Annotated in this window: 14 protein-coding genes; 12 read left to right on the plus strand and 2 right to left on the minus strand. The window is 45.8% G+C overall.

The window, feature by feature from the left end; all coding sequences use genetic code 11:
- Nucleotides 1-176: 176 nt before the first annotated feature.
- The gene (locus NBH14_RS25150; RefSeq protein WP_186961587.1) at nucleotides 177-638 is read right to left on the minus strand and encodes a glucosaminidase domain-containing protein; all 462 of its coding nucleotides are present in this window, start codon (nucleotides 636-638) and stop codon (nucleotides 177-179) included.
- A gap of 105 nt (nucleotides 639-743) precedes the next feature.
- Nucleotides 744-1,187, minus strand: coding sequence for an HU family DNA-binding protein (locus NBH14_RS25155; RefSeq protein ID WP_129698129.1), 444 nt, complete (start codon nucleotides 1,185-1,187; stop codon nucleotides 744-746).
- Nucleotides 1,188-1,445: 258 nt separating this feature from the next.
- Between NBH14_RS25155 and NBH14_RS25160 the strand changes: the two genes are divergently transcribed.
- From NBH14_RS25160 to NBH14_RS25215, 12 genes are all read left to right on the plus strand, one after another.
- Nucleotides 1,446-1,670 carry a DUF4248 domain-containing protein gene (locus tag NBH14_RS25160; protein WP_007658484.1) on the plus strand — a complete coding sequence of 75 codons (225 nt, stop codon included), beginning with the start codon at nucleotides 1,446-1,448 and terminating at the stop codon, nucleotides 1,668-1,670.
- A gap of 248 nt (nucleotides 1,671-1,918) precedes the next feature.
- A complete protein-coding gene (locus NBH14_RS25165; protein WP_186961588.1) occupies nucleotides 1,919-2,350 on the plus strand; it encodes a hypothetical protein in 432 nt (143 codons plus the stop codon).
- A 326-nt stretch (nucleotides 2,351-2,676) separates the two neighbouring features.
- A complete protein-coding gene (locus NBH14_RS25170; protein ID WP_186961589.1) occupies nucleotides 2,677-3,159 on the plus strand; it encodes a helix-turn-helix domain-containing protein in 483 nt (160 codons plus the stop codon).
- Nucleotides 3,160-3,170: 11 nt separating this feature from the next.
- Entirely contained in the window at nucleotides 3,171-4,517 is a 1,347-nt protein-coding gene (locus NBH14_RS25175) for a replicative DNA helicase (protein WP_186961590.1), read from the plus strand.
- A complete protein-coding gene (locus NBH14_RS25180) occupies nucleotides 4,514-6,016 on the plus strand; it encodes a DNA primase (protein ID WP_186961591.1) in 1,503 nt (500 codons plus the stop codon). The genes NBH14_RS25175 and NBH14_RS25180 overlap by 4 nt, the downstream gene beginning before the upstream one ends.
- Nucleotides 6,017-6,050: 34 nt before the next feature.
- The gene (locus tag NBH14_RS25185; RefSeq protein ID WP_186961592.1) at nucleotides 6,051-7,514 is read left to right on the plus strand and encodes a capsule assembly Wzi family protein; all 1,464 of its coding nucleotides are present in this window, start codon (nucleotides 6,051-6,053) and stop codon (nucleotides 7,512-7,514) included.
- On the plus strand, nucleotides 7,502-7,909 hold the full coding sequence (locus tag NBH14_RS25190; protein ID WP_186961593.1) for a lipocalin-like domain-containing protein: 408 nt from the start codon (nucleotides 7,502-7,504) through the stop codon (nucleotides 7,907-7,909). Before NBH14_RS25185 ends, NBH14_RS25190 begins: the two co-directional genes overlap by 13 nt.
- 50 nt (nucleotides 7,910-7,959) lie before the next feature.
- Complete coding sequence (locus NBH14_RS25195) at nucleotides 7,960-8,745, plus strand: polysaccharide biosynthesis/export family protein (protein ID WP_436277993.1); 786 nt, start codon at nucleotides 7,960-7,962, stop codon at nucleotides 8,743-8,745.
- Between the two features lie 18 nt (nucleotides 8,746-8,763).
- Complete coding sequence (locus tag NBH14_RS25200; protein WP_186961595.1) at nucleotides 8,764-11,157, plus strand: GumC family protein; 2,394 nt, start codon at nucleotides 8,764-8,766, stop codon at nucleotides 11,155-11,157.
- Nucleotides 11,154-11,810 (plus strand): hypothetical protein, encoded by a 657-nt coding sequence (locus NBH14_RS25205; protein WP_250817835.1) that lies wholly within the window; start codon nucleotides 11,154-11,156, stop codon nucleotides 11,808-11,810. Before NBH14_RS25200 ends, NBH14_RS25205 begins: the two co-directional genes overlap by 4 nt.
- 28 nt (nucleotides 11,811-11,838) lie before the next feature.
- Nucleotides 11,839-13,635, plus strand: coding sequence for a fibronectin type III domain-containing protein (locus tag NBH14_RS25210; protein ID WP_186961596.1), 1,797 nt, complete (start codon nucleotides 11,839-11,841; stop codon nucleotides 13,633-13,635).
- 43 nt (nucleotides 13,636-13,678) lie between these two features.
- Nucleotides 13,679-15,928, plus strand: coding sequence for a Helicase associated domain protein (locus NBH14_RS25215; protein ID WP_186961597.1), 2,250 nt, complete (start codon nucleotides 13,679-13,681; stop codon nucleotides 15,926-15,928).
- Nucleotides 15,929-15,938: the final 10 nt, after the last annotated feature.

Below are 15,938 nucleotides of genomic sequence, written 5' to 3' on the forward strand. Positions count from 1 at the left end.
GGTCGATTTCAGCCAAAATTTGAGAACAAGAACTTTTTCCAGAACTAATTTTCTTTCTATTTACTATACAAAATGTCAAAGATCTTTTTGAGATATGTTTTTACACAGTCTCTCGAGAGGGGAGCCGGTTACAACCGGTCGATAATCGGATAGTTCATATTTGATAAAAGGTGAACTCAGCAAACAGTATATCTTTCAATCGTCTGGCAAATCGACACCAGCATCCTTTGATAAGCAGCACGGTTGTCACCATTTACTTCGCTGATGTATTTACTGTAAGCGATCTCTTTGGCATAGGCCGAAGGATGGGCACTGAGCGAGGCGGCCACCGGATAAGCAGTGTGGATCAGACGGGCGAAATCCATAAAACTGTCTTTCGCTGATTCGTAAGTGCGGAACCATAAGGAAGTATGGCCGCTGTTTTCCGACAGATCGGTCTTTGTTCCTTTCCAGAAAGCGTTTGGACGTCCGTAGGCGGTGATACCAAAGAAGTTATGATGCTCCTTTGCCAGCGTACTTTCTCCCCAGCCTGTTTCGATGGCCGATTGGGCAAGGATGACGATCGGATTGATTCCGAAACATTCCCCCGCCTTTTGAGCGGGGAAAAGATATTGTTTGATAAATTCCTGTTTTAACATAGTGAATAATTGTTTAATTTGCCGATATGCCAATGTGCCAATGGAAATACCAACTGTTGCTATCAGAATTGGCATATTGCCTTATTGGCACATTGGCATATTATTTTACTCGATTTCCGGACGGTCCGAACCACCTCCTGTAGGCGGAGTGACCGTTTCGATATCCATCTTTTCATATTTGGCATTCTTGCGGATCTCGTTGAGCATGGTGCCCGGTGAGAAGACGATACGAGCCTTGTTGAAGAGGGAGACATTGAAGTCCTTTTCGTTTTCAGTACCCTTGCTGCCGGCAACCATACGGAAGTTACCCAGGCGGCCCATCTGGATCACATCGCCTTCTTCCAGGCGTTCTTCCATGACGGAAAGAAGACCTTCGATGACAAGCATCACATCACCGATAAAAGCGGTGCTTCGAACAGCGATCAGATCACAGAGCTTGTTGAAATCGAGTTTCTTCAATGAACGGACCTGTGCATAAAATAATTTGGAACCTTCGGCAGCATCTTTGCGCATGTCGGGACGTTTTACTAAGTGGAAACTTAAAGCCATGGGAATAATTTTTTAATTTGACAATGTGCCAATATGCCAATGGAAATACTCCGAAAGCTATTGACGGTTAACTGGTTGGTTATCGATAACAGGATAAAGATAGGGTGCTGGAAAAACGGCTGTGACATGAAATGTTGTTATCGGTTATAAAGGGTTAGATATGGTTGTATAAATCAAGAAATAAGCTGCACAAACTTTGATTTACATGCTATTAATTGGACTTAATTTCTTATCTTAGTGGTATTAAATCATAAGAATATGGACGAAGAAAAATTTAAGATCCGCAGTTACGGATGGACAGAATTGGCACTCTGTTACAACCCGGATTTGCATCCGAACTCAGCATCACGTTTGTTGCATCGCTGGGTGGTAAGAAACGAAAAATTGACCAGGGATTTAAGGGCAGCCGGGTTCTGTGAACGGCAACGAAAACTGACTCCGAAACAGGTCGGGGTGATTGTCGATTTCCTGGGAGAACCTTGAGAATTGAAAATTAAGAATTGAAAATTGAAAATTTGAAAGTCCCTTATTTCGGAGATGAAAGATATATGTTTTGAAGATGAAATAAGGGACTTTTGAATGCAAAAGATATATGTTTTTTTAGAGGAAAAGGAGATTCTTACTGTTGACAGGAAACATCTGTTGTACAGCATCAACTTAATAGTTATGCTGACAGAAGAATTAAAACGCTATAAAAAAAAATTAGTGGAATTGTAGGAAAAAATTTGGCTTTGGATAAATTGGAAGCCTATATCGGAGAGTGTCCGGACCGCCGGATCGAAATAATGAAACTGGTCTGGTTGCTGGGGAGTGATGAGTGTCACCAAAAAAAGGGTTGGACTGATTTGGCAAATAAGTTTTTTGACAAATTCCGACCGGAAATATTGACTTGGTGTGGTTTTGACCTGGTAGACCCGTGGAAGGAGAGAGTACCGGTGAACGACCGGAAATTTTTGAGTGACCTGCTGGGGCAAATGAAGGTCTATTATTTCAATGATGTGTCTTTCGACTTCCTGGCTGAGCACTTTTATCTCTGTTTTCGTCTGGAGGGAACGGTCGGTTCTTTTTGTACCGAAATGAAAGTACATGACTCCGATTATTCGGATTGTATCAAACATTTTTTGAATGAAATAAATAGGATTAATAACAAAAATAAGAAATAATAATTGATTAATACGCTGTATAACAGGTTTTTCTGTGCTTGTTTTTGCTGCGATTTTAGTAATTGCCGTCTGGTGCATACCCTCTACCTTTGCAGGGTGAAAGTGAATGATACCGGATGTTGTTAATCTTTGAAATCTGAAAAAAAATGGCCGCAGGCCCTTATTTAGTTATAAATATTTATATTCTATATTAAAAGAGGAATTTCAGGACATTCCCGGGCGACTTGAAAAGTATCTTATTAATAGGCTCATTATCAGAGAGGTATAGACACGAAGCAAATTCATTTTCATCTTGATATCAATTTCAAACTTAATTTGTGTAGGGTATGAAAGATTATTGTGCTGAAAATGAGAAGAATGCGTCCGATATTTTTGGAAGTGCATTCCTGACTGTTCCCCGCTTTATCCTGGATCAGTTGTTTAGTGAAAATCTGCCGGTCCGGCAAGGAGGATGGTTATATCTGCTTTTATTTGCCGGCTGTTTTTATGCAGATGGGCATGTTAGATTGAACGACCGAATGGTAAGTTGCCGCAAAGGCGAGTTTGTCGGTACCCAGGCCCAACTGGCTCGTTTGAGCGGGATCAATGTATCGACGGTCAACCGTTTGCTTCGCCAGATGGCGGATAAGAAATTGATTACTATGAACCGTATTCCCGGTGGAACCCGTATCCGGGTGAATGGTTATGTGAACTTTACGGCAGCTCCCGAAAAACCGGAAGTCGAGGAGAATACCCTTGCCGATCAATTGAAAGCTGCCAAAAAGCAATTCGGAGGGAGACAAATGGATGATGATGTTCCAACTTGTTAAAACGGACGGATATGAAAGCATTTGAAAAAGCAGAAGCGGCGGTTATCAGTTCCGTTTTATCAGTAGAGTCGGCCATTATAGAAGTTTATCCGGTACTGAAACCGGAGATGTTCAGTCATCCGGACCTGGCGTTTGTCTACAATGCGGCTTGTTCACTGTATGAAAAAGGGAAGAGGGCGGACCTTGTGACGGTGGATACGGAGATGCACCGGTTGGATGAAAAACATTGGAAAGATATTAACGGGATAGCGGTCCTGAACGACTGGATGATACAACTTCGGCATACCGCTAACCTGAAACAATATGCAGAAGAGGTAAAACGCCGTTATATGCTCCGGATACTTTCGGGGTTGTTCGGTGGATTGAAGGGGAAGGCGGATGACTTCGGTACTTCTTATGCCGACCTGATCGGAGAGGCGGAACAGAAGTTGTTGTCGCTGCGTGAGACTTGTACGGTCGGTAAACCGCTTCGACAGATCGGAGCGGTGGCACAGGAGGTGTTGCAGATGCACCGCGAACGTCTGGAAACCGGTACCGACAGCATGCGTATCCTGACGGGGATCGAGGCTTTCGATTATGTGACCGGCGGACTCTATAATGGCGAACTGACTGTGGAAGCCGGACGTCCCGGCGACGGAAAGACAGCTGTAGCCATGCATATTGCGATGAATGTGGCGATGGCGGGGAAACATGTTTGTTTCTTCAGTTTGGAGATGACGGCATTGCAAACCCTGAACCGCCTGTTTGCCGGTTATGCCGGGATAGATGCGAACCGTTTGCGTATCTCCGGAGCGAACCAGGCGGACCTGGGAAGGATGGAGCGGTTGGCGGAAGATTTTAAGAAGCTGCCGTTGTATTTTGACCATACGTCGGGAAACAGTGTCGCCAATATCCGTGCCCAGGTGAAACTGCAACGGCGTAAGAAGAAGTGCGACCTGGTGGTTATCGATTATCTTCATCTGATACAAAAGGAACGTTCCAAAAACGAGACAGTGGACCAGGCGATCGGACGGATTGTAGAAGCATTGAAGCAATTGGCGCAGGAAGAGAATATCCCTGTGCTGCTTCTTTCGCAGATGAACCGTAACAGCGTGAACCGGGATGGCAAACTTCATTTGCCGGAGCTGCATGACTTACGTGACTCGGGGGTGATCGAACAGGTCGCCGATTGTGTCTATTTTGTTTATATTCCCCTGAAGAACGGGGTGGAAAATGATCCGGTGACGGGCGAAAGCCTGGTGGATGTCGGTGAACTCTGGATTAAAAAAGTACGTAACGGTTCTGTCGGGGTAGCTCGTTATCGTTTCAATGAGAGTTATACGCTTATTTCCAACTATTCAAACCGGAAGAAGCCATGACGAAAAGAGAGATCGAACAAATGAAGTCGTCTGTCTGCATCAAGGAGGTAGTCGAGGGGTATGTGCCGCTGGAACGGAAGGGGAGTAACTATATGGGGCTTTGTCCGTTTCACGAAGATCATCATCCATCACTTATAGTGAATCCAGAGAAACAAACTTTTCATTGCTTTGCCTGCGGGGAACATGGGGATGCGATTGCTTTTGTGCAGAAGATGGAACATTGCAGTTTTATGGAGGCGGTGGGGAAATTGAAAATTGAAAATGGAAAATTGAAAATTAATAAGAAAAAGGCGGAGTCTGTTCCTGTGAATACCACTGAGAAGAAATTTTCAATTTTCAATTCTCAATTTTCAATTGAAAAAAACTGTAAGTTTTTTTCCTCCCTTTTGCCTTATGCTTGCGGTAACTCTGAATTGACGCCTGCTTACCTGGATTTTGAAGTCGGGCAATCTCCTGTAAATGTACCGAAGGAGTGGTATGCGATGCGTAACCGTGTCATTTTCCCGATCCGTGACGAAGCCGGGCAGTTAATTGCTTTTGCTGCCCGCCGGTTGGCGGATGGTAATCCGGATGAACCGAAATATATCAATACTTCAACAGCTGGCGGGTATAAAAAAAGCGATCATTTGTATGCTTTGAACCGGGCGAAGGAGGCGATTGTGCGTGAAGGTTTTGTTTTTGTGGTCGAGGGGTATAAGGATGCGATAGCCATGCATGCGGCGGGTTTGACGAATACGGTCGCTTTATGCGGGACGGCTCTGACTGGCGGGCAGGTGGAATTGTTGAAACGGTATACCGGCCATCTGTGTCTGTTATTGGACGGAGATAAGCCAGGGCGTGATGCGGCACGGAAAATTGCGCTGTCGCAGGAGACGGCTTTTTCGGAGATACAGGTTCTTTATTTACCGGAAGGGGAGGACCCGGATTCGTTGTTCCGGCGGCATGGGAGAGAGGTGTTCGTCGCCTTGATCGACCGTTGCCGGACAAGGCCGCATTATTCGGAAGAGTTGTTGTTGTCGGCTTGCCTCTTGTATGCGGATACGTATTATTTTTTCAAAGGGGAGTTTTGCCTGTTTACGGAGGTGATCCATACGATTCTCCGTTCGGATAACCTGTTGTTTGAACATGGGGACTATCGGACGATTTTGTCCCATCTGGCGGAAGGGTATCTGGAAGCTGACCTGGAGATGGTGCTGAGAGGGGTGGCGGACGGGTTGCATGCGGAGTATGACGGGATGGTCTGGCAGGATGTGAAGGCGTTCCGGCTTCTTTATCCTGAAGCATCCAATTACCGGGAGATGTATCTGGTCCGCTTGTTGTTCTTTTATACTGAAAACCGGATATTGAAGGATATCCGGAAGACGGTGAGGGCTTTGTTGCAGTCTTCTCCGGATGAGACCGGGCAACGACTGGAAATGCTCGTTCATATAGCCGAACGACGGGAGTTGTTACGGCACGTGGCGGAGAATCTGGATAGGCCGGGGACGGTTTGGGGATGATGGGACTGATACAATTATTTCTAATCAAAAACAAATGAAATCAATATCAAACTTACTTCTTTGGGGAGGCATTCTACTGCTTCCCCTAAACTCTTATGCTCAGTTTACCAAAGGGCTGAGTTACCGGGCGGAAACCGGTGTCAGCTTTAGCGGAGGGAAACATACTCCTTTTTGGCTGACGGCAAATAAACAGGGACTTTCGTCCATTGAAAAGAATAACGGGTATCTACGTGCAGGTGTTTTCCGGGAACTGGAAAACGATAAACCTTTCTCGTATGCTTTCGGGGCGGACCTGGCTGTAGCTTATAATTTTACATCGACTTTTGTGGTGCAACAATTGTATGCGGATCTGAAATATCGTTGCCTGGGGTTGAGCATCGGAAGCAAGGAGCGGCATAGCGAGTTCAATAATCCGTTACTCAGTAGCGGTGGTTTGACATTCTCGGGAAATGCCCGTCCGGTTCCGCAGGTTCGTATCGGTATTCCTGAATATACGCTTGTTCCGGGGACAAAAGGTTGGTTAGCTTTCAAAGGACATATCGCTTATGGTATGTTTACGGATGACGGCTGGCAGAAGGACTTTGTGGCTCCGGGAGGTAAACATGCGGAACATGTGCTGTATCATTCCAAGGATTTGTATGTGAAGATCGGTAACCGGGAGAAGTTTCCGTTGATTTTAGAAGGGGGATTGGAAATGGCTGCCCAGTTCGGAGGAAATGCTTTCATTGGAGATAAGAAGATCGATATGCCGAACGGGATAAAGGATTTCTTTAAGGTGTTTATACCGAGCGGCGGAGATAGTAGCACACCAACAGGAGAACAGACAAATGTCTATGGAAACCATTTAGGCAGCTGGAACTTCTCACTGACATGGCATGCTCCTAAAAATTGGACAATCCGTCCTTATTACGAACATTATTTCGAAGACCATTCGCAGATGTTTGGTGAATATGGCTGGAAAGATTGTCTGGCAGGAATAGAAATAACGTTTCCCAAGAATCGGGTGATCGGTAGTTTTGTTTATGAATATATCTCAACGAAAGACCAGTCCGGTCCTGTCTATTGGGACCATACATCGGAGATACCTGAACAAGTGAGTGGTACAGATAATTATTACAACCACTACATCTATGCCGGTTGGCAGCATTGGGGAATGGGGATCGGTAATCCGCTAGTCATGTCTCCGATTTATAATACAGATGGTGATATTAGTTTTAAAAGTTCACGTATGCAGGGACATCATTTCGGGATCATGGGTACTCCTTGTACCGACCTGGAATACCGAATCCTTTTATCGTTTACCCGTAACTGGGGAACTTATAGCTTACCTTTTTATGAGATCAAAAAGAATGGAAATGCGTTGGTAGAATTAACTTATACGCCCCATCAGTTGAAAGGCTGGGACTTTACAGCATCGCTGGGTGTTGACAGAGGCGGGATGTTGGGTAAAAGTGCAGGGGGAATGCTAACAATCAGAAAAACGGGATGGATACGATGAATACAATGAATGTGATGAAAAGATATATAACAGTAGTATTGCTGGTTCTGATAGTCAGTTCCTGCGGAAAAATGCCGATCAACGGAGACCTGGATGGTCGCTGGCAGATCATGAAAATAGCATATGCGTCGGGAGAGGAAGAGACACCGGAACGGGCCTATTACAGTGTTGCTCTGCATACAATCAATCTGATGAAGGTTGATGTAACCAGTCAGACCGGTAATATGGAATATACCGGAGATTCATTGTTTGTAGTTATGCCGGTCAGTAAAGTTGAAGATTTATTGCCATTCGGGATGAACGGGACGGAACAGCGTTTCGGTATCAAAGAATTAACATCGAAGCATCTGGTCCTGCAATCGGATTATGCCCGGTTGGAGTTCAGGAAGTTTTGATTCAACAATTTTTTTATTGAAATATCAACAAAAACAAATAATATATGAAAATGAATTTGAACAAACAACTTTTAGGAGTTTTGCTTGTGGTGCTACTGGGCTCTTGTGCATCACCCAAAAACATTATTTACATGCAGGATGTAGAACCTTTTAGGCAGGGAAATATCGAACAGATATACGAGCCGATCATCCATGAAGACGATTTGCTGGCAATCATGGTGAACAGCCGTGATCCGGAACTGGCATTACCTTTTAATATGCCGATGGTTACTTATCAGTTAGGCACAAATAACGGAACGACTGGTCAGCAGCGTGTGTTGGGCTATTTGGTAGACCGCTATGGTGATGTCGATTTCCCGATTTTGGGTAAGATCCGTGCCTCGGGCCTTAGCCGTATGCAACTAACGGAACTGATTAAGAAACGGTTGGTGGACGAGGATTTGATCAAAGACCCAATCGTAACAGTACAGTTTCTGAATTTTAAGGTTTCTGTCATTGGTGAAGTTAGCCGGCCAGGTAGTTTTACCGTATCGGGTGACCGTATCACATTGTTGGAGGCTTTAAGTATGGCAGGTGACCTTACGATTTACGGTCGTCGCGATCGTGTGGCGGTGATCCGTGAGAATAATGGTAGACGTACGATCCTGTTCCATGATTTACGTTCGGCGGATATCTTCGATTCGCCCTGCTATTATCTTCAACAGAACGATATCGTGTATGTGGAACCGAACAAGGCGAAAGCGGGCCAGAGTGGCATCAATCAGAACAACACGGTGGGTGTGTGGGTATCGGTCGTATCCCTGTTGACCACGGTTGCAGTATTAATATTCAAATAACAAAAGAGTATAAGAGTGATGAATCCCGAACAAGAAACAAATATGCTTCGTGAAGAGGAAAATGAGTTGAACCTGATCGATATGTATCGTGTCGTACGTGCCAACTGGTACTGGTTCCTGTTATCTGTGGCGGTCTGCTGTGCAGTAGCGGTGCTTTATCTGGGGTGGGCACCGAAAATCTACCAGCGTACAGCAACGGTATTGATCAAGGACGATACGAAAGGAGGCGGCGCAGCCAGTGAGGCTGCCGTTTTTGAGGATTTGAATATGTTCAATATGAAAAGGAGTGTGGATAACGAACTGCTGGTTTTTAAATCGAAACAGTTGATGAAATCAGTTGTCAAACGTCTGGACCTAGATATCAGTTACAGCATTCGTGAAGGGTTGCGTACGGTGGAGTTGTACAGTCATTCACCTGTAGTGGTCCGTTTTCCGGAGGCAAATGAAAACCTTGAATTTGGTTTGACGGTAGTGCCGGTATCAGATAAAGAAGTGAGCCTGTCGGGTTTCTTTTCCGAAGAACTGGAGGAAGAAGGACAGGTGCTGGAAGACCAGACGTTGACTGTGGCGTTGAACGACACGGTATCAACGCCTATCGGAAAAGTAGTGGTAACTCCCAGTTTGTATTATACGGATCTTTATTATGGGAGTGAGATAACAGTTTCTAAAAGCAACCAGGATCGGGTAGCCTTGGATTATAATGAATCTCTGCAGGTTGTGCTAGCGAGTAAAACAGCTACCATTTTGAATTTGTCACTGCAGGATGTTTCTGCATCCCGTGCGGAGGATGTGTTGAATACACTGATTGCTATTTACAACGAGGATGCGATAAGCGACAAGAATCAGGTGATGGTCAATACATCGAATTTTATCAATGACCGCCTGATTATTATTGAAAAAGAACTGGGAAATGTGGATGCGGAGATCGAGGTATTCAAAAGAGAAAACCAGTTGACCGATATCCATTCGGAAGCTGGTATGTATTTGCAGGAAGGTAGTCAGTACAGCCAGGAAGGGCTTGGATTAGAGAACCAGTTGACGCTGGCAAAATATATTCGGGAGTACTTGACTGACCCACATAAGGGGGCCGACCTGATACCAGCCAATACGGGTATCTCGGATGTAAATTTGGAAAGTCAGATTTCGGAATATAATACCTTGCTCTTAAAACGCGACAAGTTGATCGGTAACAGTAGTAACAGGAATCCGGTCGTGATGGACCTGAACAATTCGCTGGGTGCGATGAAGCAGACAATTATCCGGGCGGTAGACAATCTGATCGTAGGTTTGAATATAAAAATAAAGAACATACGTGAGCGTGAAGCGCAGACGACCCGTCGTATAGCAGCTGTCCCGACCCAGCAAAAGTACGTGTTGTCGGTTGAACGCCAACAGAAGATCAAGGAGGAACTTTACCTTTACCTTCTGAACAAGCGGGAAGAGAATGCCTTGTCGCAGGCGATCACGGAGAGTAATGCCCGTATTATCGACCCGGCACAGGGTAGCGAGAAACCAGTGGCACCCAAATCTATGCTGGTTCTTTTTGCAGCCTGTGTGTTGGGGATGGTGATTCCTTCGGGTATTCTTTGGGTGCAGTTGACGATGAACACGACGGTACGTTCAAGGAAAGATATAGAGGATAACCTGTCTGTACCGTTTCTGGGTGAGATTCCTTCGCGTAACCGGAAAGACAAGAGTGAAATCCTGGTCCATGAGAACGGTCGCGACGGTGTCTCGGAGGCATTCCGTATTGTCCGGACGAATATGGAATTCATGCGTGTAAAAGCAAAAGATCTGAAAGTGGTGATGTTTACCTCTTCAAATCCGGGTGCGGGGAAAACTTTCGTATCAATGAACCTGGCGATGAGTTTTGTTCTAACGAATAAAAAGGTGATCCTTGTCGATACCGATATTCGTAAGGGTACCCTTAGCGCCCGCATCAGCCACGCTGGTGCGGGATTGACGCATTATTTGTCGGGGAGGGTGGATGATGTGGATAAGATCATTGCACCATCGGGCATCAACGACCGTTTGGACGTAATCCATGCAGGTCCTGTGCCTCCTAATCCTTCGGAGTTACTTCTGAGTAATCGCTTGGAAGAATTGGTAAATACCTTGCGTGAGCGTTATGATTATGTGATTTTGGACAATGTGCCGGCCGGTATGGTAGCAGATGCCACGATCGTGAACCGCGTGGCTGACTTGACGGTTTATGTGATTCGTGCAGGTTTGATGGATCGCCGTCAGCTACCGGAAGTGGAAAAGTTATATAAACAGGAGAAGTTTCGCAATATGGCGGTGATACTGAATGGTATCAATATGAAACGTGCCGGTTATGGATATGGATATGGTTACGGTTATGGATATGGCTATGGTTATGGAAACGAAAAATCTCAAAAACATAAGAAATGAATAAAATTGTTCGACAAATGTTGATCTGCTTGTTATGGGTGGTTTGTGTATCAACGGCTTATGGTCAGCACACGGAGGATGCGTCCGTTGATACGCTAAAGCAGTCTTCCCGGGAGCAGCAAATGCAGGCCCGTTTGGAAAACTATGTACAGTTATTGTCAACGCATAAAAAGCCTGACAGGCCCCGGGTGATGGTGATGCCCGTGATGGGGTTTCGTACTTCCCAGATGTCGTACGGTTTGATGGTTGCTGCAATGAGACGCACGGGGGGATATATAAAAGCGAAATATAGTTTCAGCAATACTCCTTCGGATGATTTCGAATGCAACGATGTCGGGATGTCGGATGAAGATGGTGAGGTACAGTGGTACACGGGTAAGACGGAAAAAAGCCGCTTGTCTGTCACAGGGGGGATCGTACAACGCCTGTGGAAACCGTTTTATCTGTATGCCGGAGTAGGGTACGGCACACGTACGCTGGTCTGGGAAACGGTGGGAGGCAAGTGGGGTAAAAACAAAGACCATTCCCTGGAGGGTGTGGAAGCTGAGATCGGAGGAATCCTGTCTGCCGGACCAATGGTATTTTCGCTGGGTTTGCAAACGAACAGCTTTAAATATCTGGAGGGAAATCTGGGAATTGGAGTTATTTTTTAATCGATGAACCGAAAAAACAGAAGAGTCCATGAATCTATTGAAGTATATATTGTTTTTTCTTCCTGCTGTGTTGATGTTGGGAAGTTGTGAAAAGGACGCCGAACCTGAAGCCATATCGATCGGCATGCAGTTGGAGGAACCGCAGCATATAGGGCGAACGTATGTCAGGTTGAAAGGGAGCGTGACGAGTCAGATACCGTTAAAAGAGACTGGTTTTCTTTGGTGGAAGGCGGGTGACCGTGATCATGCCTCGGAGGTCGCATGCCGGGATTCTTTATCGTTTGGCATGCAGGTGCTGCTGGAAGGACTGGATGCGGATGCGTCGTACGAATATTGTTTGTATGCGGGTAACGGTACAGATCGTCTGACAGGGCAGTCGGGTAGTTTTAAGACGTTGTTGTATGGTGAGCCTTTGTTGTCGGACCTGTCGGCGGACGAGGAGGTCGCTAACCGTTTCACCTTCCGGGTGAAAGATGATGGAATAGATGGTACGGGGGCTAACTTGTTATCGAAAGGTGTTTGCTGGAATACAGAGGGCAACCCGACGGTAGACGACCGGAAGCTGGAAGCGGAAGGTGAGGAGGCTGCGTTTTCCGTTTCCATTCCGGACCTGGAAGAGAACACGACCTATTATCTGCGTGCTTTTGCATTAAACGATAGTTCGTATCTTGCTTACAGTCCGGAAATAAAGATTCAGACGGGCAAAACATTTCCCAAGGTCGGCAGTATCCTGTTGTCTGATTCACTGAAGAAGGAATTTCGTGCTACACTGGAGGACAGCGGAGGTGCTGAAATCATATCGAAGGGCTTCTGCTGGAATACGACTGGTACGCCGACGGTGGCAGATGAGAGGGAGACAGCGGGTAAAGAGTTTACTGCCGTGTTGTCGGGGCTGAATCCCAATACGGTCTATTATGTACGTGCGTTTGCCGAGAATACATATGGTGTGGGTTATAGTGAGGAGTTGGTGGTCAATATTATATCGCTGCCGGTAGTGGGGGCGGTGGAACGTATTGATCCGGATAACAATGTGTTCCGTTCCGTATTAGTGACAGATGGTGGAAGTGAGATAACGGAAAAAGGTTTTTGCTGGAACATGACGGGAAAACCGTCGGTGGAGGATCATGTAGTTGTGGCTGATGACGATTTTATGGCCACGATATCAGAAATGGAATCGGGTACTTATTATATACGTGCCTATGCTGTCAATAAAGCAGGTGTTGGTTATGGTGAAGAGTTGAGTGTGTCGATTCATGTGCTGACGGTTCCGGTACTTGACAGGGTTCGTATTGTTGATTGGGAAACGAACCGGATACAGTGTTCGATACTGAATGCGGGGGGCAGTAAAATAACGGCTAATGGTTTTTGCTGGAGTACGCATGAATATCCGGATGTTTCGGATAATCTGTTGGAAGCGGATGATGATTTCATGGCAGTTATGGGTACCATGTATCCGGGTGTTTACTACATAAGGGCTTATGCGAGTAATAAGATAGGTACGGGTTATAGTCGTACGTTGGTGTTGGATACGCGTACAGTTCCGGTTGTGGATGAAATAGAAGTATTGGATGCTACAACGTATACATTCCGCTCGAGAGTACTGGACAACGGTGGCGGGAATATAAGTAAATGGGGATTCTGTTGGAATACGGTCGGTGAACCGAACATCTGGGATTATAGTGTGCAGGCGGATAGTGATTTCACGGCAACGCTGGGTGATTTGTCTCCGGGTGTCTATTACATCCGTGCCTATGTGATTAATGAAAAAGGTGTTGGTTACGGTCCTGGATATTCGATCATAGTCTCCCCTGAGGGTGTGGATTAAGAAGTAAAACAGAAAGAGTCTTTTTGAAACTGGCATATTATTTGTGCTCTGCGATCTTTATCATTCTTATCATTATTTTGTTACAGAAGAATCCGGCTGTCTGCTGGTAGGATTCAGGGAAGATTCCGTTACTTTCATTGTAAAAGAGGTATGGAATAAGGAACCTGTCGGCTTGCCGGAAGTGGACAGGTTATATACTGAAATGCAGCGAATCGGGGAAATGTGCGGCTGCAACCAGTTCCGTATCTTGGCTCATGGCGGTTATCTACCGGAGGCACTTTCCTTTGAACTGCATGGACTGACTGTTTCGGATGAAAGCTATCTGAAAAGCTTGGAAACGGGAAAGCATATTGAACTCTTTTCACATAATGAAGCAGCTTACCGGGCTATTGAGGAAGGATTCAAAACGAACAGGATCGGAGCCGTTGTACAGGCAACCGGAACAGGAAAGTCTTACCTGATTGCCCGCTATATCGTCAATCATTCGGAAGATGATATAGTGGTTATCGCTCCCAACGTTACGATCATTGCCGAGATCAAAAAAGCAATTGGCAGGACAATGCCGCATGTTGCCTACCGGACTTTTCAGGCATTAGTTCTGAATCGCAGTACAGTCGGTGAGCTTAAAGCAGATCATATTATTATCGACGAATTCCATCATTTCGGAGCGGAAGTATGGGGACAGGCTGTACAGGAAGTAATAGATAACAATCCGGAGGCCCGTGTACTGGGAATGTCTGCAACCCCAATACGTCCCGAAGAGATGCTCGATACGGTAGAGGTCTATTTCAAGGGAAACCTGTTCCATGAACTGTCTTTGTCTATGGCCTGGTATTATAAGATACTACCTGTACCTGTCCTGGTGCAGAGCGTATTCGATCTGAATAACCAGCTGGATAAGGTACAGCGAATGCTGAACAGGAGCGATTGTACTTTAGAAAGGCGCAAGCATATTCAAGACAAGATAGATTTTGCCCGTCTCGACTTTCGCGGTTCATTGAGTGCATCGGAACTGATCCGGCGTTATCTTCCGAAAGAGGTAAAGAAAATGCTTGTTTTCTGTAAAGACAAGGAGGACCTTCGGCATATGATTCCCGAAGTATCGAACTGGCTCGGGCAGGCTGGCTTTGAAACGGAAACATTTGAGATCCATAATGGACTCAGTAATCGGGAGAATGAAAAGACGTTGCGTCGTTTTCGTAAGGAAACGGGAAAACTGCATGTTCTTTTCTCCATAAACATGCTGATCGAAGGATTGCATGTGGAAGGAGTGGATGCCGCCATGTTCCTGCGTCGGACGGAGTCGTATGTAGTAGCCTTGCAACAGTTGGGCCGTTGCCTGAAAGCGGGGTCGGACCGGCATCCGGTGGTGCTTGACTTTGTCAATAATCTTTCGGGCCGTTCTGTTTATGAGGCTATGTCAAGGGAGTTGGTTTATCATCCGGCGATCCGTGCCCCAAAAAGCTTTAAAGGCTTTATGGAGTTTGAGGTCACGGGATTCCTGTCTGATATCCGTGCCCGTGTGGATGATATGCTGGCGGAATTGGATGCGTGGCCGGTAATGTATGAACGTTTGATCGAATATAAGGAACGTGAGGGGCGCTGGCCGCAGGCAGCCGAAGGGAAGTTGGGAAACTGGTGCAACACCCAGCGGATTGCCCGGAAGAAAGGGACGTTGTCGGAAGATTATATCTTGCAGCTGGACCGGATCGGTTTCGAATGGGAGGTGCAGGACAGTCGCTGGATGCAGTATTATGAAGAACTGAAGATTTTTATAGCTCAGATGCAACGTTATCCTAAGAAGGGAGAAAATAATCTGAGTATCTGGTGTAATACGCAGCGGCAGGGGCGTAAAAAAGGGATATTATCTGAAGAACGGATAGCTTTGTTGGATCGCATCGGTTTTGTGTGGGAGCAAGATTTGGATGCCCAGTGGATAAAAAATTGGGAACAGGTAATGTTTTTTTATCACCAAAAGGGATATTGGCCAAAAAGTAATGATGGCAAATTAGGTTCCTGGTGTAGTACCCAACGTAAATTCCGTAAACAGGGGGGACTAGCCTCCGAACGTATCAGGATGATGGATGAAGCCGGTTTTGTCTGGAATACCGACGACATTTGGATTGAAAACTATGAAAAATTAAAACTGTTTTACCAGGAGAAGCACCGTTGGCCTACTGTCCGTGAAAACAAGCTCGGTAGTTGGTGCTTCGTCCAACGTCGCTTATTTAAAAACGGTAAACTTCTCTCCTGGCGAAAACAGATGCTGGAGTCTATATCTTTCCCTTTATAAGGTTTGTTGT

Origin of the sequence: Parabacteroides caecihominis (assembly GCF_023656785.1) — a bacterium.
Lineage (GTDB): Bacteria > Bacteroidota > Bacteroidia > Bacteroidales > Tannerellaceae > Parabacteroides > Parabacteroides segnis.